The sequence below is a fragment of the Acidovorax sp. GW460-11-11-14-LB4 genome (assembly GCF_059423685.1).
Genome location: NZ_JBWKYJ010000059.1, coordinates 1 through 21,663, shown reverse-complemented (window position 1 = coordinate 21,663; position 21,663 = coordinate 1). Strand labels below are relative to the sequence as shown.

Below are 21,663 nucleotides of genomic sequence, written 5' to 3'. Positions count from 1 at the left end.
CAGACCCACCTGCCACCGCAGGGACATGCTGCCCCCCTAAAATCGCGCCTCCTGCAACCCTTTGCGAGTGCCATGTCCTCTCCCCAACACAAGCCCCCAGCGCCGCTGCGCCCCCTGCCTTCCATGATCTTCGCCAGCCGGTGGCTGCAACTGCCCCTGTATCTGGGCCTGATCCTGGCGCAGGCGGTGTATGTGTTCCATTTCTGGGTGGAACTGGTGCACCTGATCGAAGCCGCGTTTGGCAACACGGCGGCCCTGCAGAGCCTGGTGTCCAGCATTGGCTACAAGAGTGATTTCCAGGTCACCGCGCTCAACGAGACCATCATCATGCTGGTGGTGCTGGCGCTGATCGACGTGGTCATGATCTCCAACCTGCTGATCATGGTGATCGTCGGCGGCTACGAGACCTTTGTCTCGCGCCTGCACCTGGAAGACCACCCCGACCAGCCCGAGTGGCTGAGCCATGTGAACGCCTCGGTGCTCAAGGTCAAGCTGGCCACCGCCATCATCGGCATCAGCTCCATCCACCTGCTCAAGACCTTCATCAACGCCGCCAACTACGACCTCAAGGTGCTGATGTGGCAAACCATCATCCATGTGGTGTTCCTGCTCAGCGCCCTGGCCATCGCGCTGACCGACCGGCTGATGTCGCACTCGTCGGACCGCCACTGAGTACGGCGACGGTCCCCAGGCTCCCCGGCAACGCCGGGGGAGCCCCCGGGACTTGAATATCAGTCAAAAGTGCCGGTAGCGCCGGTTGCATATGCGCTGGCAGCTATCAATTTTGAAGCAAACACCCTTCGGTACTCAGCGACCTGGGCGCTCCCAGATTTCTCCTCAATCGGTAGGCACAGTGCGGTGCAGACCCACCCGAAGGAGAAATCCATGCCCCCTCTGTCCTCTCTCCCCCCGACCACAGCCGCGGCGCAAGCACCCGCTGCGGCAGCCTCCCCGTCCACACACACCGCCACCAGCCGCCGCCTGGCATTGAGCGCGCTCGGCTCGTTAGGCGTCGCCTCCCTGTGGGGCTGCGGCGGCGGCAGTGACAGCACCAGCACCGACTCTGGCAGCAGCACGGACTCCGGGTCTGGCACCGGCAGCGGTACCGGATCGGGCACTGGCACCGGAACAGGCACCGGAACAGGCACCGGCACAACCACCACCTGCTCCGTCTTACCCGAGGAGACCGCAGGGCCCTACCCTGCCGACGGCTCCACGGCCAGCAACAACACCTACAACGTGCTCGCGCTCAGCGGCATCGTGCGCTCGGACATCCGCAGTTCGGTGGGATCGTCCACCCAGGTCAGCGGCGTGCCGCTGTCCATCACCATCACGCTGACGAACACCAGCGCCAGCTGCGCGGCGTTGTCGGGCTACGCCATCTACCTGTGGCACTGCACGCAAGACGGCAACTACTCGGTCTACACCTCCAACAACATCGCCGACAACTACCTGCGCGGCGTGCAGGCCACGGACGCCAACGGCACCGTGACCTTCACCACCATCGTTCCGGGCTGCTATGCGGGCCGCATGCCGCACATGCACCTGGAGATCTACCCCACGCTGGCATCGGCCACCAAGGCCGCCAACAAGATCAAGACCACGCAACTGGCGTTCCCCACCGCACTGCTCAGCAGCATCTACAGCAGCAATTCGGGCTACAGCGCCAGCGTGCGCAACCTGGCCTCCATGTCGTTTGCCACGGACAACGTCTTCAGCGATGGCACCACGCTGGAGATGACCACCATGCAGGCCAACACCGGTGGCGGCTACTCGGCCAGCATCACGATTTCGATCGCGGTCTGAGCCCCTCGTTTCTTCCATTCACCCTGTTGTTTCGATCTCCAGAAAGACGCCCGATGTTCAAGATCCACACCCTTTTGGCCGCACTGGCCCTGGCATCCATCGCCGCAGCGTTCCCCAGCCACGCCCAGCCATCCCGCGGCACGCCGCCCGCCCCGCCACCCGAGGCCTACGCCGCCTGCAAGGGCAAGACCGAAGGCGCCTCCGTCACACTGACCATGCCCGACGGCAAGAGCCTCGCAGGCACTTGCCGCACAATGGACGGCACCCTGGTGGCCATGCCCGCTGGCGGGCCCGGTGGCCCCGGCGCAGGTGGCCCGCCCCCCGCCCGCTGACCCACCATGCCGCCCCTGCGCTCCCTCGTCCCCGAGCCCCATCTGACGCTGCACCGCAAAGCCTTCATCGCCCTGGCCGCCCTGCTGCTGGCGCTGTTGCTGATCTTTGTGGGTTTCTCGCGCCTGGGCCTGCAGCGGGGCCTGGGGCCGTATGTGGCCGAGATCGAGCTGGCCCGCATGGACTGGCTGGCCGAGCGCCTGCAGGCCCACCACACCCAGGCAGGCGGCTGGGACAGCCTGCGGGGGCAGTCGTCCCTGTGGGGACGGCTGACCCACCCGGGCGCCGGTCCACGCGGGCCGGGTGGCGCCCGCCCCCCCAGCGGCTCGCCACCCGGCCTCCCGTCGGAGCCTCCTGGCACGCCTGGCACGGTCACCCCCCCTCCTTCCAATGCCAGTGACGGTGGCCGCGGCCGTGGCACTGACCTTGGCAACAGCCAGCCCCCACCTCCGCCCGGCGACCTGCGGCCCCTGGACCGGGGCCCAGCGCCACCCCAGCGCCACCCGGATGACATCTACCCCCGCCTGGGCCTGCTCGATGCACAAGATCAGCTGGTCGCAGGCACACCGCCGCAGCCGGGGGGCGCACGCCTGGCGTTGCGTGGCGCCGGCGGCCAGACCATCGGGCACCTGGTGCTGGCGCCACCGCAGGGCGTGCGCAGCGATGCCGACCAGGCCTTTCTGGCCCAGCACCTGGGCTTTGTGGCGTGGACGGGCCTGGTCGGCCTGGCGCTGGCGCTGGTCCTGTCGGGCTGGCTGGCACGGCGCTGGCTGGCCCCGGTCGAGGCCCTGGCCACCGGCGCACGCGGCATTGCGCAGGGCCACCTGCACACCCGCGTGCCCGTGCACGGCAATGACGAACTGGCCCAGCTGGCCCGCACCTTCAACACCATGGCCGAACAACTGGGCAGCATCGAAGCCAGCCGCCGCCAATGGCTGGGCGACGTGGCCCACGAACTGCGCACCCCCCCTGGCCGCCATGCGCGCCGAGATCGAGGCCGTGCAGGATGGCATCCGCCCCTTTGACGACAAGACCGCGCTGCGCCTGCACCGACAGGTGATGCGCCTGATCCAGCTGGTGGGCGACCTGCGCGCCAGCCTGGATGCGGTGGGCACCAGCGCACCCTCGGCCCAGGTGCCCGTGCACCCGCTGTCGCTGCTGAACGAAGCGCTGGCCTCCATGCGCCCCCGCCTGGCGCAGGCGGGCATCGATGTGGACACCAGCGGCCTGGATGCCCTGGCCGCACCAGGCGCCGCCCAGCCGGCCCCCCTGGTGCGCGGCGACGCGCAGCAGCTGCACCAGGTGTTTTTGAACCTGCTGGAAAACAGCCTGCGCTACACCGACGCGGGCGGCCTGCTGCGCATTGCGGCGCGCCTGCTGCCACCGGCCGATGGAGCCCCCCAGCTGCAGGTGCAGCTGGACGACAGCGCGCCCGGCGTGCCCGCGCACGAGCTGCCCCGTATTTTTGAGCGCCTGTACCGCGCAGAAACCTCGCGCAACCGCGACCACGGCGGATCAGGCCTGGGCCTGGCGATCTGCCGCGCCATCGTGCTCGCCCACGGCGGCACGCTGACGGCCGAGGCCTCGCCCCTGGGCGGGCTGCGCATCACACTGAACTTGCCCCTTCTGGACAACCCGGCACCATGAGCCCACGCATCCTTGTCGTCGAAGACGAACCCGACATCGCCGCCATCGTGGTGGACTACCTGCGCCACGCGGGCTATGCGGTGGAGCACCAGGCCGAGGGCCGAGCCGCGCTGGCGAGCATGCTCACCACGCCGCCCGACCTCACGCTGCTGGACATCATGCTGCCCGGCATCGACGGGCTGGAGATATTGCGCCAGGCGCGGCGCCACACGCAGCACCCCATCATCATGCTCACGGCCCGCGTGGAAGAGGTGGACCGCCTCATCGGGCTGGAGCTGGGCGCCGACGACTACATCTGCAAGCCGTTTTCACCACGCGAGGTGGTGGCCCGCGTCAAGGCCGTGCTGCGCCGCACCGCTGCAGCGCAGGAGGTTTCCTCCGCCAGCACACCACTTGCCGCATTGATGCTGGACGAGTCGCACTGGCAGGCCACGCTGCATGGCACGCCGCTGGGCCTCACGCGGCGCGAGTTCAAATTGCTGCAGGTGCTGGCGCGCCAGAAGGGGCGCATCTTCTCGCGCGCCCAGCTGCTCGACCAGGCCTACGACGACACGCTGGATGTGAACGAGCGCGCCATCGACAGCCACATCAAGAACCTGCGCAAGAAGCTCAAGGCCGCCAGCACGGACGGCAGCGACTGGATCCGCTCGGTGTATGGCGTAGGCTTTGCGCTGGACCCGAACCACGAGGGCCCGCCAGCGGCCTGACAGGCAGGCTGCCAGCGACACCCCCTGGGGCCGATAACTATCAATTTGATAGCTACCAAGGCATGCAGCACTAGCGCTACCGGTGCATTTTGCTCAAAAGCACCACGAACCCCCCACCAAACAGCCCTGCAGACTCAGCGCCCCACCATCTGCGCAGGCACCACCCACTGGTCAAACTGCTCGCCCGTCACATGCCCCGAGGCCACGGCGGCGGCGCGCAGGCTGGTGCCCTCCTTGTGCGCCTTCTTGGCGATGAAGGCCGCCTTGTCGTAGCCGATGTGGGGGTTGAGTGCCGTTACCAGCATCAGCGACTGCTCCACCAGGTCGTTGATGCGCGCCTGGTTGGGCTCGATGCCCACGGCGCAGTGCTCGTTGAAGCTGGCCATGCCATCGGCCAGCAAGCGCACGCTCTGCAAGAAGTTGTGGATCACCATCGGGCGGAACACGTTCAGCTCGAAGTTGCCCGAGGCCCCGCCGATGTTGATGGCCACGTCGTTGCCCAGCACCTGCGCGCACAGCATGGTCAGCGCCTCGCACTGCGTGGGGTTGACCTTGCCCGGCATGATGGACGAGCCCGGCTCGTTCTCGGGGATGGTGATCTCGCCCAGCCCACTGCGCGGGCCGCTGGCCAGCCAGCGCACGTCGTTGGCAATCTTCATCAGGCTGGCCGCCAGGGTCTTGAGCGCGCCATGGGCATGCACCAGCGCATCGCAACTGGCCAGGGCCTCGAACTTGTTGGGGGCGGTGACCAACGGCAGGCCGGTCAGGTCGGCCAGCTCCTTGGCCACGGCCTGCGCATAACCGGCGGGCGCATTGAGCCCCGTGCCCACCGCCGTGCCACCCAAGGCCAGCTCGCCCAAATGGGGCAGCGCGGCACGCACATGCTGCTCGCCATGCTGCAGTTGCGCCACCCAGCCCGAGATCTCCTGGCCCAGCGTGAGGGGCGTGGCGTCCTGCAGGTGGGTGCGCCCAATCTTCACGATGCTGTCGAACGCCTTCGCCTTGGCCGCCAGCGTTGTGCGCAGGCCGTGCAGCGCGGGCAGCAGGCGGTGCATCAGCGCGTCCACCGCCGCCAGATGCATGGCGGTGGGGAACACGTCGTTGCTCGACTGGCTCTTGTTCACCTCGTCGTTGGGATGCACCAGGCGCGCTTCGCCGCGCGGGCCACCCAGCAGCTCGCTCGCGCGGTTGGCCAGCACCTCGTTCATGTTCATGTTGGTCTGCGTGCCCGATCCGGTCTGCCACACCACCAGCGGAAACTCCTGCAGGTGACCACCTTCGATCACCTCGTCTGCCGCCGCAACGATGGCCGTGGTCTTGGCCGCGTCGAGCAGGCCCAGCGCGTTGTTCACGTAGGCGCTGGCCCGCTTGACCTGGGCCAGCGCCCGGATCAGCTCCGGCGCCATGCGCTCGCCCGAAATGGCGAAGTGGTGCAGCGAGCGCTGTGTCTGCGCCCCCCACAGGCGCTGGGCAGGCACATCGATGGGGCCGAAGGTGTCTTTTTCGGTGCGGTATGCGGTCGCGTCGGGGGTAGAGGTCTTCACGGTGGGGCCTTGCGCGCTCGGTGAGCGGATGGGAATGAATGAAACACCAGCCCGCAGCATACCCACCGAAGGCCATGGCGCGCTACCACCCCCCCATCGCCCCTGACAGGCCCGCGCAAGCCCGCCGGGAGATAATTCGGGGTTCGCGTTTTCCCTAAAACCCCCACCGCCATGACCACGACGACCATTCGCCAAGAAGACCTGATCGAATCCATTGCCGGCGCACTGCAGTACATCAGCTACTACCACCCCACCGACTACATCGCCCACCTGGCCCGCGCCTACGAGCGCGAGAAGAGCCCGGCGGCCAAGGATGCGATCGCCCAGATCCTGACCAACAGCAAGATGAGCGCCACCGGCCAGCGCCCCATCTGCCAGGACACCGGCATCGTCAACGTGTTCCTGAAAGTGGGCATGGACGTGCGCTGGGAGGGCTTCAGCGGCAGCCTGGACGACGCCATCAACGAAGGCGTGCGCCGGGGCTACAACCACCCCGACAACACCCTGCGCGCCTCGGTCGTGGCCGATCCGCAGTTCGCCCGCAAGAACACCAAGGACAACACCCCTGCCGTGATCTTCACCGAGATTGTGCCCGGCAACACCGTGGACATCACCGTGGCGGCCAAGGGCGGCGGCTCGGAGAACAAGTCCAAGATGTACATGCTCAACCCCGGCGACAACGTGGTGGACTGGGTGCTCAAGACCGTGCCCACCATGGGCGCCGGCTGGTGCCCGCCCGGCATGCTGGGCATCGGCATTGGCGGCACGGCCGAAAAGGCCGTGCTGATGGCCAAGGAAAGCCTGATGGACGACCTGGACATGTACAAGCTGCAGGCCAAGGCCGAAGCCGCCAAGACCGGCGGCCCCGCGCTCGACAAGGTCGAAGAGCTGCGCCTGGAGCTGTTTGAAAAGGTCAACGCGCTGGGCATTGGCGCGCAAGGCCTGGGCGGCCTGACCACAGTGCTGGACGTCAAGATCAAGATGTACCCCACACACGCGGCCAGCAAGCCCATCGCCATGATCCCGAACTGCGCCGCCACACGCCACGCGCACTTCGTCATGGACGGCTCGGGCCCCGTGTACCTCACGCCCCCGAGCCTGGACCTGTGGCCCAACGTGAACTGGGCGCCCGACTACAACAAGAGCAAGAAGGTCAACCTCGACACCCTGACCAAGGAAGAAGTCGCCAGCTGGAAGCCCGGCGACACGCTGCTGCTCAACGGCAAGATGCTGACGGGCCGCGATGCCGCACACAAGCGCATCCAGGACATGCTGGCCAAGGGCGAGAAGCTGCCTGTGGACTTCACCAACCGCGTCATCTACTACGTGGGCCCTGTGGACCCGGTGAAGGGGGAAGCCGTGGGCCCTGCAGGCCCCACCACCGCCACGCGCATGGACGGCTTCACCGAGATGATGCTGGCCCAGACTGGCCTGATCGCCATGGTGGGCAAGGCCGAGCGCGGCCCGGTCGCCATCGAGGCCATCAAGAAGCACCAGAGCGCCTACCTGATGGCCGTGGGTGGCGCCGCCTACCTGGTCTCCAAGGCCATCAAGACCGCCAAGGTCGTGGGCTTTGAAGACCTGGGCATGGAAGCCATCTACGAATTCGACGTGGTGGACATGCCCGTGACCGTGGCCGTGGACGCCGGTGGCACCAGCGCCCACATCACGGGCCCGGCCGAGTGGCAAAAGCGCATCGCCTCGGGCGAGTTCAAGGGCATCGGCGTCGCCGCAGCCTGATGCGCGTTGGTGTGGCAGGGCCCGCGAGGTGGCCGCCACACCACAAGGTGCAATGACAAGGAACCGCCTTCGGGCGGTTTTTTTGTGGCCCCCCGACGCACATCCCTGCATCCGCTTCGGCAAAAATACGGGCTCGACCCGACTCCTCTTCTTCGGCGTTTGCCGCCCCCACCATGCTTTTGAACCACGGGTTTGCACAGACCCTTCGACAGCCCCTCTACGCCCTGCTGCTGGCCACGCTGATCGGCGCCCTGCCCCTGTCCGCCAGCGCCAACCCGCCCATGGTTCCGCAGCGCGACGCACAGACCGCCTTTGGCGGTGCACTGCCCGCCCGCGACGCCGCGCTGCTGGACGCCAGCCTCGCATCCCACATCGAACGCCAACAGCTGCTGAACAGCCAGCACCTGGCAGGCAGCCAACTGCGCACGCTGGACTTTTTCCACAAGACCTTCACCGTGCTCCGTGGCGGCAAGCGCACGGTGTTCGATGCGGAGCTGCTGGGCACGTGGTGGCCCGAAAGCCGGCGCTGGGCATGGGAGGCCGTTGAACGCGTGCCCGACCTGAAAGACCCGAAGCGCAAATCGTTCGCCACGGGCAGCGCGCTCACACGCCTGTATGGGCGCGAGCACGGCATCGACATCCTGCAGACCGATACCGCGCAATTGGCGAGCGAAGAGGCTGCCTGGTATCTGTGCGCGTTTGCCGCGCAACTCAACCAGGCCACCGGCGTGCTGGTGAGCATCGGCAGCGAGCTGGTCGCCGGGGGCCAAGAGGGTCAAAAGGCCGTGGTCAAACGCTACTACCTGCTGTCGCACCCGAAAGTTGCAGAAGCAACGCCCAGTGGCAACGGCAAGGCCAAAGCACCCGCGCGCTGATCCCTCCGGTTTCTCTTGTGCTCTGCAGCGACGTATGTGGCGGCACAGCACCGGACTCATTGTCAAAATCCATGGTCTTGTCCCAGCGCAGCGCCCCCAGTGCACACGCTACAGACATACGCTCATTTCCTACAATCCAGCCTTTTGTCCAACCATGGGCTCCCTGATGCAGTCGGCCTCTTCTCCTATCGGTGTATTTGACAGCGGCGTTGGCGGACTAAGCGTGCTGCGTGCCCTGCTGGCCTCCATGCCCCACGAGCGCTTCGTGTACCTGGCCGACAGCGGCCACGCCCCCTACGGCGAGCGTGGCGACGCCTATGTGGCCGCCCGCACCCATGCCATCACCCAGTACCTGTGCGAGCAGCACCACATCAAGGCCCTGGTGGTGGCGTGTAACACAGCCACTGCGGCTGCCATTCATGAGGTGCGAAGCAGCCACCCGGAGTTGCCCCTCGTGGGGCTGGAGCCGGCCGTCAAGCCCGCTCTTGCAGTGACAAAAACAGGGCATGTGGGTGTCATCGGCACCCGGGGCACATTGACCAGCGCCAAGTTCGGCAAGCTCATGGCCTCACTGGCCGATCAAGCCCACTTTGTAGTGCAGCCCTGCGATGGTCTGGCGCACGCCATCGAGCGCAGCGTGGCCCTGCCACCCGCCGCCCCCGGCAGTCCGGTCGGTGCCACGGAGACTGGGGGCCTGTGCGAACGTTATCTTCAGGCGATGGGCAGTTTTGGCACAGGCCCCGGGCAGATGGACACCCTGGTGCTGGGCTGCACCCACTACATCTTTGTGGCCCACGAGTTGCGCGCACTGGTGGGGCCTGACGTCCAGTTCATTGAAACTGGAGAACCCGTGGCGCGCCAGACGCGGCGGCTGCTGGAGACCGCAGGTCTGCTCGCTGTGCCCGAGCCACCGAACCCGGGCAATCAACCGCCGCCCCTCCAGAGCAACCCATCGGTGCAATTGCTCACCACGGGCCCGGTGTCCATGCTGGAGGCAGCAGCCCAGCGGTGGCTGGACCTGCCCCCCAGCCAGTGCCGGAGCGTTTCAGTTCCCTGATTCAGCCTCTATCTGCTTCTGGTGCATGATCCATATGTACCAGTTGCTATCATTTATGAAGCAACTGGGTGTGACGGCTCTGAGTCTTCAGGACGCGTCGCTGCCCCAGAGCCGGGTGCCTGCCTGCTCCACATGGGTGAGGTACAGGCGCAGGTCGAACTCGTACTGGTGGTACTGCGGCTCCATGTGGGTGCAGAGCTGGTAGAAGGCTTTGTCGTGGTCCTTCTCGCGCAGGTGGGCCAGCTCATGGACAACGATCATGCGCAGGAACTCTTCGGGCGCCTGCTTGAACATCGCGGCAACACGAATCTCATGCTTGGCCGCCAGCCGGTTGCCCTGCACACGCGACACCGCCGTGTGCAAGCCCAGCGCGTGGCGCACCACGTGGATCTTGTTGTCGAACAGCACCTTGTTGACCGTGCCCGCATTGCGCAGGTAGCGTGCCTTGAGCTCCTGCGCATAGTCGTAGAGCGCCCTGTCGCTGCGCACGGCGTGCGCCTGCGGATACTTGCGCTGCAGAACCGCCCCGAGCTTTCCCTGTGCCAGCAGATCGCGCGCCTGGTCCTGCAACGAAGCGGGGTAAGAACGCAGATACGGAAGATCAGTGCTCATGGGCAACAAGGCAGCGACGCGCAGGGCATGGAGTGGCGCGACCACACAGAGGCATCGAAGCGTTCGGAGAATTGACCCAATGCCTGGGAGATATCGGAGGGCGATGCGCGGAATGGCGCGCACCACCACTCAGCGCAGCACGCCCACGCAAGTCAGTGCAAGTGACGCGGACGACGGCCACCGCCACCGCCGTGACCACCACCTGGGCCGCCGGGGCCACGCGGGGGCTTGCCGATCTCCAGGGAGTTCACCAGGGCATCAAAACGCTGGCTGAACAGCTTGTCGATCTCTGCGACCACGCCCCCTAACTCGGCGCCATCAAAGTGGCGCTCCATCATGTTCACCACGTCTTGCACCAGCAGATCACGCTGCACCTGCATGATGGCAGCGGGCGTGGGGCCGACGAAAAGCATCACGAAGTCATCGCGCGACTCGGCGCCCTGCTCTTCTTCGTCTTCATCAAAGTCGGTGTCGTAGAAGGTGACCTCGATGGCCGCGCCTTGCTCCGCCAGCTCATTGAGGCTCATGCACATCTCGTCGAGCGACTGGCGGAAATCCTCGTCACCCCGTACCGTCCAGCACATCTGCAGCAAGTGCTCCTGCGCGTCGTACTTGATGCCAGGTTCTTCCTCATAAGCACTGGCCGCGCCATCGGCCAGCGAACGGGCTCCAGCGTACTTCCACAGGGGTTTGAGCGCCTCCTGGAGCTGGTCAAAACTGACATCAGCACGCAAGAGAACCTGTCCGTGGACGTGGATTTCGAAGGGAGCGTTGTAACTTGACATGATTGAATCGTAGTGGTGCCCCGAGCCGGGGTCGAACCGGCACGCCCCTTTTCAGGAAAGCGGCGGATTTTAAGTCCGCAGTGTCTACCAATTTCACCATCGGGGCGCCGGCTGCTGAGCGCATACCTGCGTTGCAGCGTAACCCGGGCAGCGCGTGCGCGCAATGCCCTGTCGCATCTCTGGTCGGGACCGCTGTTTGACAACAGCACGCTCCGTACCACCAAGAAAAAAGGGAAGCCTAAGCTTCCCTTTTCAAATATGGAGCGGGAAAAGAGTCTCGAACTCTCGACCTCAACCTTGGCAAGGTTGCGCTCTACCAACTGAGCTATTCCCGCATTTTCTGATTTCCCTAACGTTTCCGTTAGTGCTTATCAGCAAGCCTCAAATTATATAACTATTTTTGGCCGTATTCGATTGCAAGCCAAAAAATTTCCATCCAACTACCATCCATCGACACGATCCCTGCTGGCGTCTCGGCCCAGAGGCTTTGATCGCTTCACTGCTGCAGACCATATCTGGAGGCGCGGTCCGGAGTCGAACCGGACTAACCGGATTTGCAATCCATCGACCGCCTTGTAAATCAACAAGTTAGACGATAACCACTCGATCAACCGCACCGCTTTGCGTCTGGGCTGAATTCTGCCACAGATCAAAGCCGGTTTTTGCGTAGCCCACCAAGAAAAATAACTGTATGCTTTAACAGTGTTTCGAGGATGGGCGCATGTACTGCACGGTTTATAGACTCTACGACGGCCAGGGCAACCGCCTGCAGAACGATGTGGCCAAGGCCAACGGGCAAACCGGTTGGCTGGTGTACCGGCTCAAGCGCCCACAGACCGGCGAGCCATTTCGCCACGCCCTGCTGCTACCCAAAGAAGGGGCGTCCGACCACTCCGCAGTGCTACCGCCTCTCGAAAATGCAGAGCTGCGGGTGCTACAGGGCGGTATGCGCGTCACGGGCAAGGACTTTGACGCGCACCACCGATACCTAAAGCAGGCTTGGTGGGTGGTGCCAGCGGCGGTCTAGAGGCTCACGGCCACCAGGCCGCCCCCACAACCGAGAGCAGGATGCCGGGCCACATGAGCGCCCGGAACACACCGGATCTGGCTATCTCATCAGGGCGTTGCCTTTTGTAGGAGCTATTGCCGTCGGCAAGTGCAAACCATGTTGCCCAGCCAGCCAGTAGCGCCCCCAAAGATGCGCAGACCCTGCCCCAGTGCAATTCAAGATCGGGCCCGATGCGGCCGGTGAGCCACAGCACACCGGCCGAGGTCAGCGCAATCAACAGAATTGGCTGAGCGCTTCGGAAGAAGTCCCTCCGGACGGCCAACGAACATGCCTCATAACCGGGGTTACCCGCACTCGCCTTGCTGTTCACAAAGATGTGCATGAATGCCTGGCCGAAATCACCTGCTGCCATACCGCTCCCTCACCACTGAAAAAGACCCGACTGTGTGGTGGCCTGGTCGTAGCTATAGATGATCAGCTCCATCCTATCCACGGCCTTGGCCCCACCCCCTACGGTGTAGCTTATCGGCACCTCCTCCATCTGCAACCCCGCAAAGCAGGCGCGGATATCCGGGTGGTCATTGATGCTCAAGATCGCTTTGCCTTTGATGCCGCGCATCAGCTCGGCAATGGCTTCATATTCTGACCAGGCAAACGGCACGCCATAGCCCTCGGTTTGCCAGTAAGGCGGGTCCATGTAAAACAGCGTGTGGGGGCGGTCGTATCGGCGTATGCACTCCTTCCAGTCCAGCCGCTCGACGTAGGTGCTCGCCAGGCGCAGGTGCGCGGCGCTCAGGGTTTCCTCCAGCCGCAGCAGGTTCACCGGCGGCGCCGTGGTCGCAGTGCCCCAGGTCTGCCCCTGCACCTTGCCGCCGAAGGCATGGTGCTGCAGGTAGAAGAAACGGGCCGCGCGCTGCACATCGGTCATCGTGTCAGGCGGCGTGTCCTGCAGCCACTTGAACACATCGCGGCTGCTCAGCGCCCACTTGAACTGGCGCACGAACTCCTCCAGGTGGTGCTTCACCACCCGATACAGGTTGACCAGCTCACCGTTGACGTCGTTGATAACCTCGACCTCGGCCGGTGGGCGCAGGAAGTAAAGCGCCGCGCCGCCAGCAAAGACCTCGACGTAACAGCTATGCGCCGGAAAGCGCGGGATCAGGATATCGGCCAGGCGGCGCTTGCCGCCGAGCCACGGGATGATTGGGGTTGCCATAGGGCTCCAGGTTCGTCGTTTACACTCGCCCCGCCTGTACAGGTGGGCAGGGCCTTGGCTTGACTTACTGGGTACTTCAGTGGGTCAGGTGGCCGTCCGGGTGTTCGTAGCATCCGGGCGGTCGCCTTGTTCTTTTTTTCAGTCGATGCGGGGCGGTGGCCCCTCATCGTTTCGCGGGATGGCGTAACGCAACGCTTTCTCCAGCACTCGCTGCTGCTCATCGCGCTGCTCTCGCCGCAGGCGCTCATTCAACTGTTTGATAGCCTTGCGGCCGGGGCCAGGGCGGGCGCCCTGGTGTGCATGCGTGTGCACTACCATCACTTGCCCCCCTGCTGGCGGCGCTCCTCGATGTCCAGGATTTGGTTGACCTGGCTGGCCACCTCGCCGTATCGCGTGGCGCAAATGGCTATCCACTCTGCCGTATCCCGCTCACTGGCGTAGCCGGAGGTGGGGGTATGGTCAGTTTCAGGGGCGGCAACGGCTGCGGACGCACCTGCAGGTTCGCTGGCAGAGGTTCGTAGCCCGAGCGAAGAGGCGGTGCCGAGGTTGTTGAGCATGCCGACAGTGCGAGCGTCAAGGCACTGGCGATCAGCAGACAGGTTAGCGATTTGCGCACGGGCGTCTCCCAGCTTGTTGGATAGGGTGGCCACCGTGGCCGCGTGGCGGCCGCTGGCGGTGTCGTTGAACTGGCGCTGCTGCCTGGCGTCGGTCTGCCGGGCCTCTTCGGCCTGGCGATCGATCTCCATGCGCTGCGCCTCTTTGGCGCCCCAGCGCCACTCCTGCACGCGCCAGGCGCCGGTGGCGGCGATGGCTGCGGCCACCAGGGCGGTGGCTGCGTAGGTGTAGAGGCCGGGGATCATGGCAACTCCTGAATGCCCAGCTGGGCGCCCTGGTCGGTGATGGTGATCACGCGGTTGGCGGGCTTGTCAGGCACGCGGGTGCTGACGTGCACCCACTGCTTGCCCTTCACGCCCTCCAGGATCAGCTGGCCGATGCCCAGCACCGACACCAGCGGCGCCAGGCTGCGGGCGATCTGGTACGGGGTGCCGTAGCCAGGCGCCACGATGTCGGCCGCGTGGCCTTGGGTGTGGTCGCTGCTGGTCACGCCGCCCACGGCCGCGTTGAGCTGGCGCCCTCGGTAGCCGCTGGTGACGGTGATGGGCACGCCCAGCGTGCTGCGGATGCGCTCCAGCATCTCGGCCGTGAGCACCAGGCGCGGCACGATCTCGGGCGGTGGCGTGTTGTCCAGCCCGAGCTGGCGGGCCTTGCTGCTGGCCGTCAGCTCGGCCAGGGTGAAGTGTTGCGTGAGCTGCATGTGCTAGCCCTCCTTGACGCGTGTACGAACGATGAGCACCGCGAAGCCCAGCAGCACGCAGGCATCCTGCAGCGTGGGTGTCTCCAGCGGTAGTAGTGGCGTGATGAAGGCCCCGGCCCCGCCCACGGCCAGCAAGGCCCAGGCGATGGCTTTGAGCCATTCGGTAGCACGCTCGCGCGGCGCAAGGCCACGCCTGCAGGGCGCCGTTCGCTCCAGCTTGTTCAGGGCCTCGGCCAGGACGATGACGCCCGACAGCCAGTGCACCAGGCCCAGCACGGTGATGGCAGACAGAGTGAAGGTCATGGCGTGGCCCCTCCCCCTGGTGGCTGCGGCACGGGCTGCGCCTGGCCGCTCAAGCGCTTGATGAAAAACACCAGCACCTGCTGCGCCCCGCCACCCACGGCAAATGCGCCACCCAGCAGCAGCGAGTCGGGCAGCTGCGCAGCCAGCAAAGCCAGCGGCGCCAGATAGCCCGCTGTCAGGCTGCTGGCGAAGGCCACGAACATGCGGCGCACGGTGGTGCGCAGCAGCTCGCGCCAGGTGTCGCTGCTGCCCGGCACTGCGTTCAGCAGGATGATGGCCACCAGCGCCCCAGCAAAGCCCGCTATCAGCACATCGACCCGCAGGCCCAGCGACACACCAAACGCCGTGATCATGGTGCTGGTGGCCGTGGCCGTGGCCACGGTGAGCACGCCAGCGGCCGTGGTGGTGGGCTCAGGCATCCGGCGCCCCCCAAGCGGGCAGCACGGACCAGGTGACGGGCGCGCGCAGGTCATGGCCCGCGATGGGCCACCAAGCTTGCTGCCCCGATGGCTCGTGCCACACGTTGCTGATTTCGTAGCCCACGCGGATCTGCAGGTGCAGCTGGCCCACCAGCTGCTCGGTGGCCTGCAGCTGCCAGGCGTCGCCGCAGTGGTGCACCGTCACGCCGCCGCCCCGCCACACCTGCACGCCGGTGGCCACGTCCACCGGCACGCCCAGGCGCCAGGCGCGGTACTCGCCCGCATTGCGGCGGTACCAGGCCTTGCGGCTCTCAGGGCTGCGCGGGTGTGTGCCTGGCAGCCAGTAGTTGGCCGCCACGGCCTGCGCGTCTGCAGGGTCCAGCCACTGGCCTGGCGCGGGGCGCCCGCCCTCGGGTGTCTCCACCCAAGGCACGTTGTCGCCGTGCGCTGTGATGTTGACCATGGGCGCTATGTCCCAGTCGGCCAGGTCGGGTCGCACATCCACCAGGCGCTCGGCCGTCCAGGGCAGCAGCCGGGCGATCTTGCCCGCCTTGAACAGGCGCACGCGCCACTTTGCCCAGGTGAGGCCCTGCGCGCGCTCGCGGGCGCCCTCCAGGGCGGCGATGGCGGCCGGGTGGTAGTGATCTGGCACACCGGCCGCCCGCAGGTGCTTGATGTAGTTCATGGGGTTCCTTCAGGCGTAAAAAAACCCGCCGAAGCGGGTTGCTGTGGGTACATGCTGAGCAGCAGCGCCGCCAGCCCGTTGGGGCCCAATCGCCAGGGCTCCAAGATGCCGAGCGCTGCGCCCTCGGCCTCGCTGCAAAACCAGCCCTCGGGCGCCTCGCGCACCAGCCAGCACACAAAGCGCAGGTTGCCGGGCAGGTCGTAAGGCTCGCCCTCGTGCGCCTCAAACCAGGCGCGGGCAGCGGGCTCCAGGTGGTCGGGCAGTTCGATGAGGTCCCAGTGGTCCGGGTCGTAGTCGATGCCCTTGAAGCGCACACCACCATCCATCCAGCTGGCACTGGCGCTCATGCCATCGGTGAACACCAGCTCGCAATGGCTATAGGGGCCACGGTCCACCCAGCGCACAGCGTGGCTGTAGATGCCTTGCACGCCGGGGCGTGTGGCCTTGTAGAAGGCGGCGCGCATCACACACCGCCGAACGACTCAGGCCACCCGGCCGACAGATCCACGGCCAGCGGGTCTTCTGCCGCCTCCACCTGCCCGCGCAGCACCTCGGCATGCGCAAACAGGGCAGCATCGCGCACGGCCGCAGCCGTGAACACTTGCTGCGCCAGGGCGGGCGTCATCTCCACAAATTCGCCGCCCATGGTTTTCCACTGCAGGCCAGCGGGCATGCCCGCGCCCATCATCACCAGCGCCATCTGCTGCGTGCGCGAGAAGGTGTCGCTGTGGAACCAATGGGCGCCGACCTGGTAGCCGCCCAGCTGCGTCTTGCGGTCGCGCAAGGTCTTGATCTGCTCCCACAGCAAGGCGCGCAGGTCGCTGGCCGGGGTTGGGGCGGGCTCGCCGCCGATGACTTCGGTGATCATTGATGGGCCTCCACCAGGTAGCACCACTTGGCGGTCTGCCCCGCCTGGGTGATCGTCAGGTAAACCTCGAACGAGGCGTCGAACGGCAGATAGTCCGGGAAGAGGTTGTTGAATGCGCCGGAACTTGGGTAGGTTGTGAAGCCCACCACGGCCTGCGCCTGTGCTTCGCCAGCACCGTTGGTGATGGCGCGGTCGTAGATGCGAATGCCGTCTACAAAGGCCTCAATTCTGTAGTTCGCCGCACCAGAGGGCACCTCCACCAGCATGATCCTCACAGCCCCGCGCCCCGTGGCGGCATAGATGCGGGTACGGGTTGCGGCAGACATGGCCGCCGAGTAAGCCACCAAGCCTGCAGCGGTCGAGAATGCAGAAACGGTAGGGGCATAGACAACGTTCTGGCCGACGGAGGGATCACGCCCAGACACGCCCACCACACGGCGGGCGCCCAGCGTGCGGCCATCACCCAATGGAAACTGGCCCGCGTTCATCAGAAGTCCCCTGCGCGGGTCACGCACACGTTGATCAGCTCGGCCTTTTCGCTGCTGGCGCGCAGGCTCCAGCCCGCTTTGAGCACCAGCGCCAGGTTGGTGAGCAGCGCCGACCAGGCCGGGTTGGTGGCGCTGACGGTGTTGGCCGGGACCATCACTTCGCGCCACAGCTTCGCGGTCGCACCGTCGTGCAGGAACAGGCGCACCATGCCCGCCGTGGTGGTAACGATGGCGGTCAGCGTGATGTCGTCAACCCGCGATCCCGAGGCGCCTGCGGTGAACACGGTCACGATGGTGCCCGTGCCGTCGCGGTTGGCATTGGCAGCGCCGCCCACCTGTGCGACTGCGGTATTGGGCGTGGATGCGTAGTTTTGAGCGTTGATGGTCATACGATTCCTTGGGTCGAGAGAAGAAACTGGGGCAGCGAATCGCCACCACTCACGCGGGTCCAGCCAGGGGGGCTGCTGCCGCTGTCGATGTAGGGGTCCACGTTGCTGATGCCGCCGGGCGCATTGCGCCGGTAGGTCTGCTTGTCGAGGGGACTCCAGGCCGTCACATCGGCCGGGTAGTTGGTGCCCATCACCCACTTGTCAGCGCCCACTGCCGAGGCCGATGCAGCTGCCATGGCGGTGGCGATGGTGGCCGCCACGTTGGCCGCCTGCGCGTTGGAATACGCACTGCCGCACAGGGCCACCAACTCGGGCATGAACAAGGTGCCCATGTGGTTGCCGAAGGCGTAGGCCTTCGTGTTGTAGGTGCCCAGCACGCGGTCCGACAGGGGCGGGAACGGTGGCACCGGCGTTACCGCAGGCACGGGAGTGGGCGGGATGATTACCAGCGTACTCATCAGATGATTCCTTTCACACGCGCAGCAAGCTGCGCTTCTTTGCTGTTGACTGGTTTGACCCGCCCGCTGATGAGGCCCAGGGCACTGAGGTAGCCGTAGCCGGGCACGTCGGTGGCCGAGATGGCCACCGGCACGTCCAGCACCTGCTGCAGCAGCCCCACCGTGTACTCGGCCTGGTCGGCATCGAGCACCGCCGACAAGGTGAGGTCGGTCGCGCCAGGTCGGCGCTTGATCTCGTACGTGCCGTCGTCGTAAAACTTGATGTAGCTGTAAGACCTTGGCTCGGCCTCGCTGCCGTACTCGGTGCCGCCCGTGCCACCGGTGAGGCTGCGCCACTCGCCCACCATCAAGGTGCCCAGCTCCACGGCGGCCGTGGGGCCAGCGCTCACCGTTACGGTGAGTTCAGAGGTAGGACTGATGGGAATACCCGTCAGCTCCACCGTGCTGCGCACCCCCAAGGGCGAGAACAGCAGCTCCCAGAAGCCGAGGGCCTGCTCCCACAGATCCTGCGTGGACTGCTTGAGGATGGCGCCCCCAGGGGCATCGCGCGCGATGATCTGCACCTGGTCGCCTACGGCGCCGAAGATCTTCACGTCACTGAAGAACGGCACCTGCAGCTTGTAGGTGAGACTGCCCGTGGCCTTTGCTGCCGTGGACCGGTAGAAGTCAAACGGGGCAAACAGGTTGCTCGGGCGTTTGAAGAGCCAGTAGTCCGGGTCTGCCTCGGGCAGCGCCGTGCGGCCGCTGTGAGCCTGCACGCAGGAATACACCTTATGGTTGCTGATGCGCTCTGCCCCCACGGCATACGTGCCCGCAGACACCCACATCGTTTCGCCCAACGCGGGGTCGGGTTCTACGATGGTGGTGCCTGCGGACAGCATGCTGGCCGTGATGGGGACGGCCATCAAAACACTCACAGCGCTGTAAGTGGTGGTTGTCATGCGGGTGTCGTCCTCAATGCGTTGCCTTCAAATGAGTCTTCCAGCACCTGCGCCATACGGGCCAGCAGGGCTTCTGCCTTGGACTCGCCCGCGCTGACCACGGGCGCCGCAGGGCTGCTGGTGGTGCCGCTCTGCACGCTGTCTGCCAACATGCGCCGCGTGGTGGACGCGGTGTAGATCCGAGCAGGCGGCAGGTAAGCCAGCTCGGGGCCGTCTTCACCCACCATCGCCCAGCCGCCCCGGTGATCACCACCGAGCCGGAAGGCGGGCACCCCCACCGATGCAGCCGCCTTTGCCCAGTCGGCATCAAAAAAGCCGGTGATCAGCGCCAGATCGTTGAGCGTGCCGCCCGCAGACTTGACCGCCTCCAGCAGCCCCTTGAGGTCGCCTGTGCCGTCAAACTGGTGGTACACGGGCGCCAGCGCGTCGAGCTTGGCAATCTGCTGCTGATCAATCACCGGCTCATAGCCGACGCCTGCTGTTCCCAGCGAGAGAACCCGCTTGTACTTAGCATCCGCCGCAGATGTACCGGTACCAGGCATGCCAGGGCCAAACCCCGGACCGCCCGCACTGCCGCTGCCACCAGATCCACCGGGTGCCGGCGTCTTTGGCTTCAGCAGCTCCATGATCTGCCGCACGGCCTCATCGACCGACAGGGTGGCTTTCACCTGGCCGGTGGCAATGTCGATCAGCTCGCGGAACTTCTCCAGCGTTTCCTCGCCTTGCTTGATCTGGCGGTCCAGCGCGTCCAGCGATTGCTCGGCAATGCCCTTCTGCTTGCCTGCCACCCCAGCCAGCTGCTCCATCTGCCCGGCAAGCACCAGGCGGTCGCGGTCCAGCTCGAACTGGGTGAGGTAGTTGTCGGCCGTGAGCCCGCCACGCGCAGCGGTCAGCGCGTTGGTGAGGTCGTCAGCGTTGGGGATGATGCCCATCAGAGCGCCCTGCAGGGCGTTCTCGATGAACACCATGCCCTTCGCCGCCTGCTGTGCAGCAGTGCTGCCCACCTCGCCCCGCAGCTCGCGCATGGCACCCGATGCAATGTCTTGCACCTTGCCCCACAGGCCAGCCAGCTCGGCCGCTGCTGCGCGCTGCGCCTCCAGCACCTTGCGCTGGGCTGCGACGGAACGCTCCAGCGTGCTGTAGGCCGCTTCCAGCTGCGTCTTGAGCGCTTCCTTGGCAGTAGCTGCGGCTTCCTCGGCTGTCTGGTTCAGCTCGGCAAACGAGCCCGACAACATGATCAGCATGGCGTATGCCTTGCGGCCTGCCTCGGTGTTCAGGTCTTGTGCTTCGACCAGGCGGCGGTATTCCGCACGGGTCTTGGGCACCGTCAGGCCCAGCTTGGCAAACTCACCGTCCAGCTGGCGCGTGGCTACCGCCCGGCGCTCTTCCTCGCTGTAGAAGTTCTGAAAGTAGCTGCTGGTGGCGGCCACCATCTTGTCGAGCCCGCCGAACGCATCCGCGATCTTGCTGGCCGCGTCGGCGCCGTCCAGGCTGGCCTCCAGCAGCGTGTAGCCCAGCGTGTCAAAGATGCCGTTGACGGTGGTCAGGCTGGTGGACAGGCGGGTGAGCGTGTCGATGGCCTTCTCGCCCTCCTTGGCGTATTTGCTGGCGGTGTAGGTGGTCTCTTCGATGGTCTCGGTCACCTCGCGGGATGAGGCCATGAAGTCATCCGCACCCCGACCCACGTTGTCGTACACCACGCGGGTAACTTCTTTGCTGGTCGTGGTCCAGGTGCCCAGCACCTGCTCTGCCAATTCGTTGTTGGCAGTGGCAAGCGCCTCCTGAAACTTCTGCTGGATCTGCTCGGCGTTGAGGCCTTGCGTGCTGATCTTGATCTTGCTGGTGTACCCCTCCAGCTTGTCGGCGCTCAGGCCCAGCGTGTCGGCAAAGTAGGCCACCTGCGCGCGCATGCCCTTGAAGGTGTCGCCCAGCGCTTTCTCAAACGCGGGGTCCAGGTCGCTGTACTTGGTCTTGTCCGAGCGGAACAGACCGCCCTTGTAGAACTCGTACTGCTGCCCCTCGAAGCCCGTCTTGCCGCCGAAAGTGCCCTCGATACCCACGTCTGCCAGCTTGCGGCCGAACAGGCGGTTGATGAGGCCACCCACCACGCCCGCGAGCGGGCCAAAGAACGCACTGGCGATGCCCGCGATGATGTTCACGGCGTTGCCACCGCCCACGCTGTAGCCGCCCGACAGCATGGAGCTGATCCCGTAGCCCGCCAGGCCGTTGCCCAGCATGCCCAGGCCTGCGCCAATGTTGGAGCCCATGGGCGTCATCACATTGGCGGTGTAGCCGGTGCCGTAGTCCACCGGGGTGCTCAGGCCCAGGCGCACGCCCAGGTCGCTGGATGCGAAGTTGCCGAACGCGTTGTTTACCGCGCTGCTCACGCCCTTGGTGATCAGGTCGAAACCGCTGGACACGATGTTGCCCAGGCCGCTGAGCATGCCCAGCCCGCCGCCGCCACCGCCC

Annotated in this window: 24 protein-coding genes, 3 tRNA genes and 2 pseudogenes; 9 read left to right on the top strand and 20 right to left on the bottom strand. The window is 65.8% G+C overall.

Features of this window, described 5'->3' with window-relative positions:
• Window positions 1-72 precede the first annotated feature (72 nt).
• The 5 genes and pseudogenes from AC07X4_RS18220 to AC07X4_RS18200 all read left to right on the top strand — a co-directional run bounded on the left by AC07X4_RS18220 (window position 73) and on the right by AC07X4_RS18200 (window position 4,490).
• Window positions 73-672 carry a TIGR00645 family protein gene (locus AC07X4_RS18220; protein WP_056064456.1) on the top strand — a complete coding sequence of 200 codons (600 nt, stop codon included), beginning with the start codon at window positions 73-75 and terminating at the stop codon, window positions 670-672.
• A gap of 213 nt (window positions 673-885) precedes the next feature.
• Entirely contained in the window at window positions 886-1,806 is a 921-nt protein-coding gene (locus tag AC07X4_RS18215; protein ID WP_494740877.1) for a dioxygenase family protein, read from the top strand.
• Between the two features lie 53 nt (window positions 1,807-1,859).
• Window positions 1,860-2,138, top strand: coding sequence for a hypothetical protein (locus AC07X4_RS18210; RefSeq protein ID WP_099730670.1), 279 nt, complete (start codon window positions 1,860-1,862; stop codon window positions 2,136-2,138).
• 6 nt (window positions 2,139-2,144) lie between these two features.
• A pseudogene (locus AC07X4_RS18205) lies at window positions 2,145-3,783 on the top strand (ATP-binding protein).
• Window positions 3,780-4,490 (top strand): response regulator, encoded by a 711-nt coding sequence (locus AC07X4_RS18200; protein ID WP_288851138.1) that lies wholly within the window; start codon window positions 3,780-3,782, stop codon window positions 4,488-4,490. The pseudogene AC07X4_RS18205 and the gene AC07X4_RS18200 overlap by 4 nt, the downstream one beginning before the upstream one ends.
• A gap of 134 nt (window positions 4,491-4,624) precedes the next feature.
• On the opposite strand, the gene fumC is transcribed toward AC07X4_RS18200, so the two are convergent.
• Window positions 4,625-6,034: a class II fumarate hydratase gene (fumC, locus tag AC07X4_RS18195; RefSeq protein ID WP_056065141.1), complete on the bottom strand. Its 1,410-nt coding sequence runs from the start codon at window positions 6,032-6,034 to the stop codon at window positions 4,625-4,627.
• Between the two features lie 171 nt (window positions 6,035-6,205).
• Between fumC and AC07X4_RS18190 the strand changes: the two genes are divergently transcribed.
• The 3 genes from AC07X4_RS18190 to murI all read left to right on the top strand — a co-directional run bounded on the left by AC07X4_RS18190 (window position 6,206) and on the right by murI (window position 9,706).
• A complete protein-coding gene (locus tag AC07X4_RS18190; protein ID WP_494740876.1) occupies window positions 6,206-7,774 on the top strand; it encodes a fumarate hydratase in 1,569 nt (522 codons plus the stop codon).
• Window positions 7,775-7,947: 173 nt separating this feature from the next.
• A complete protein-coding gene (locus tag AC07X4_RS18185; protein WP_494740875.1) occupies window positions 7,948-8,649 on the top strand; it encodes a DUF6882 domain-containing protein in 702 nt (233 codons plus the stop codon).
• Between the two features lie 166 nt (window positions 8,650-8,815).
• Window positions 8,816-9,706: a glutamate racemase gene (gene murI, locus AC07X4_RS18180; RefSeq protein WP_288851146.1), complete on the top strand. Its 891-nt coding sequence runs from the start codon at window positions 8,816-8,818 to the stop codon at window positions 9,704-9,706.
• An 87-nt stretch (window positions 9,707-9,793) separates the two neighbouring features.
• Here the strand turns inward: murI and AC07X4_RS18175 are convergent, their stop codons facing one another.
• From AC07X4_RS18175 to AC07X4_RS18155, 5 genes are all read right to left on the bottom strand, one after another.
• Window positions 9,794-10,318 (bottom strand): M48 metallopeptidase family protein, encoded by a 525-nt coding sequence (locus AC07X4_RS18175; protein WP_494740874.1) that lies wholly within the window; start codon window positions 10,316-10,318, stop codon window positions 9,794-9,796.
• A 152-nt stretch (window positions 10,319-10,470) separates the two neighbouring features.
• Window positions 10,471-11,103, bottom strand: a complete 633-nt coding sequence (locus AC07X4_RS18170) for a DUF6806 family protein (RefSeq protein WP_056064478.1) — start codon at window positions 11,101-11,103, stop codon at window positions 10,471-10,473.
• A gap of 13 nt (window positions 11,104-11,116) precedes the next feature.
• Window positions 11,117-11,209, bottom strand: a tRNA-Leu gene (locus AC07X4_RS18165).
• Between the two features lie 153 nt (window positions 11,210-11,362).
• Window positions 11,363-11,438 (bottom strand) — tRNA-Gly (locus AC07X4_RS18160).
• A 181-nt stretch (window positions 11,439-11,619) separates the two neighbouring features.
• A tRNA-Cys gene (locus AC07X4_RS18155) sits at window positions 11,620-11,721 on the bottom strand.
• 103 nt (window positions 11,722-11,824) lie between these two features.
• On the opposite strand from AC07X4_RS18155, the gene AC07X4_RS18150 reads away from it, so the two are divergent.
• A complete protein-coding gene (locus AC07X4_RS18150; protein WP_494740873.1) occupies window positions 11,825-12,130 on the top strand; it encodes a hypothetical protein in 306 nt (101 codons plus the stop codon).
• A gap of 4 nt (window positions 12,131-12,134) precedes the next feature.
• Here the strand turns inward: AC07X4_RS18150 and AC07X4_RS18145 are convergent, their stop codons facing one another.
• The 14 genes and pseudogenes from AC07X4_RS18145 to AC07X4_RS18080 all read right to left on the bottom strand — a co-directional run.
• Entirely contained in the window at window positions 12,135-12,524 is a 390-nt protein-coding gene (locus AC07X4_RS18145) for a hypothetical protein (protein ID WP_494740872.1), read from the bottom strand.
• A 9-nt stretch (window positions 12,525-12,533) separates the two neighbouring features.
• Entirely contained in the window at window positions 12,534-13,328 is a 795-nt protein-coding gene (locus AC07X4_RS18140; protein ID WP_494740871.1) for a DNA adenine methylase, read from the bottom strand.
• A gap of 317 nt (window positions 13,329-13,645) precedes the next feature.
• Window positions 13,646-14,188 (bottom strand): hypothetical protein, encoded by a 543-nt coding sequence (locus AC07X4_RS18135; RefSeq protein ID WP_494740870.1) that lies wholly within the window; start codon window positions 14,186-14,188, stop codon window positions 13,646-13,648.
• Window positions 14,185-14,643, bottom strand: coding sequence for a D-Ala-D-Ala carboxypeptidase family metallohydrolase (locus AC07X4_RS18130; protein WP_494740869.1), 459 nt, complete (start codon window positions 14,641-14,643; stop codon window positions 14,185-14,187). The genes AC07X4_RS18135 and AC07X4_RS18130 overlap by 4 nt, the downstream gene beginning before the upstream one ends.
• Window positions 14,644-14,646: 3 nt before the next feature.
• Complete coding sequence (locus AC07X4_RS18125; RefSeq protein ID WP_440597114.1) at window positions 14,647-14,946, bottom strand: hypothetical protein; 300 nt, start codon at window positions 14,944-14,946, stop codon at window positions 14,647-14,649.
• A complete protein-coding gene (locus AC07X4_RS18120) occupies window positions 14,943-15,365 on the bottom strand; it encodes a hypothetical protein (protein ID WP_440597113.1) in 423 nt (140 codons plus the stop codon). The genes AC07X4_RS18125 and AC07X4_RS18120 overlap by 4 nt, the downstream gene beginning before the upstream one ends.
• Window positions 15,358-16,050, bottom strand: a complete 693-nt coding sequence (locus AC07X4_RS18115; protein ID WP_494740868.1) for a hypothetical protein — start codon at window positions 16,048-16,050, stop codon at window positions 15,358-15,360. Before AC07X4_RS18115 ends, AC07X4_RS18120 begins: the two co-directional genes overlap by 8 nt.
• A complete protein-coding gene (locus AC07X4_RS18110; protein WP_494740867.1) occupies window positions 16,047-16,514 on the bottom strand; it encodes a hypothetical protein in 468 nt (155 codons plus the stop codon). The genes AC07X4_RS18115 and AC07X4_RS18110 overlap by 4 nt, the downstream gene beginning before the upstream one ends.
• Window positions 16,514-16,918: a DUF4376 domain-containing protein gene (locus AC07X4_RS18105; protein ID WP_494740866.1), complete on the bottom strand. Its 405-nt coding sequence runs from the start codon at window positions 16,916-16,918 to the stop codon at window positions 16,514-16,516. The genes AC07X4_RS18110 and AC07X4_RS18105 overlap by 1 nt, the downstream gene beginning before the upstream one ends.
• On the bottom strand, window positions 16,915-17,406 hold the full coding sequence (locus AC07X4_RS18100; RefSeq protein WP_494740865.1) for a hypothetical protein: 492 nt from the start codon (window positions 17,404-17,406) through the stop codon (window positions 16,915-16,917). The genes AC07X4_RS18105 and AC07X4_RS18100 overlap by 4 nt, the downstream gene beginning before the upstream one ends.
• Window positions 17,406-17,795 carry a hypothetical protein gene (locus AC07X4_RS18095; RefSeq protein ID WP_476498247.1) on the bottom strand — a complete coding sequence of 130 codons (390 nt, stop codon included), beginning with the start codon at window positions 17,793-17,795 and terminating at the stop codon, window positions 17,406-17,408. The genes AC07X4_RS18100 and AC07X4_RS18095 overlap by 1 nt, the downstream gene beginning before the upstream one ends.
• Window positions 17,792-18,253, bottom strand: coding sequence for a hypothetical protein (locus AC07X4_RS18090; RefSeq protein ID WP_494740864.1), 462 nt, complete (start codon window positions 18,251-18,253; stop codon window positions 17,792-17,794). The genes AC07X4_RS18095 and AC07X4_RS18090 overlap by 4 nt, the downstream gene beginning before the upstream one ends.
• Window positions 18,253-19,194: a hypothetical protein gene (locus AC07X4_RS18085; protein ID WP_494740863.1), complete on the bottom strand. Its 942-nt coding sequence runs from the start codon at window positions 19,192-19,194 to the stop codon at window positions 18,253-18,255. The genes AC07X4_RS18090 and AC07X4_RS18085 overlap by 1 nt, the downstream gene beginning before the upstream one ends.
• Window positions 19,191-21,663: pseudogene (locus AC07X4_RS18080) on the bottom strand (hypothetical protein); the annotation flags it as partial. The gene AC07X4_RS18085 and the pseudogene AC07X4_RS18080, both read right to left, overlap by 4 nt.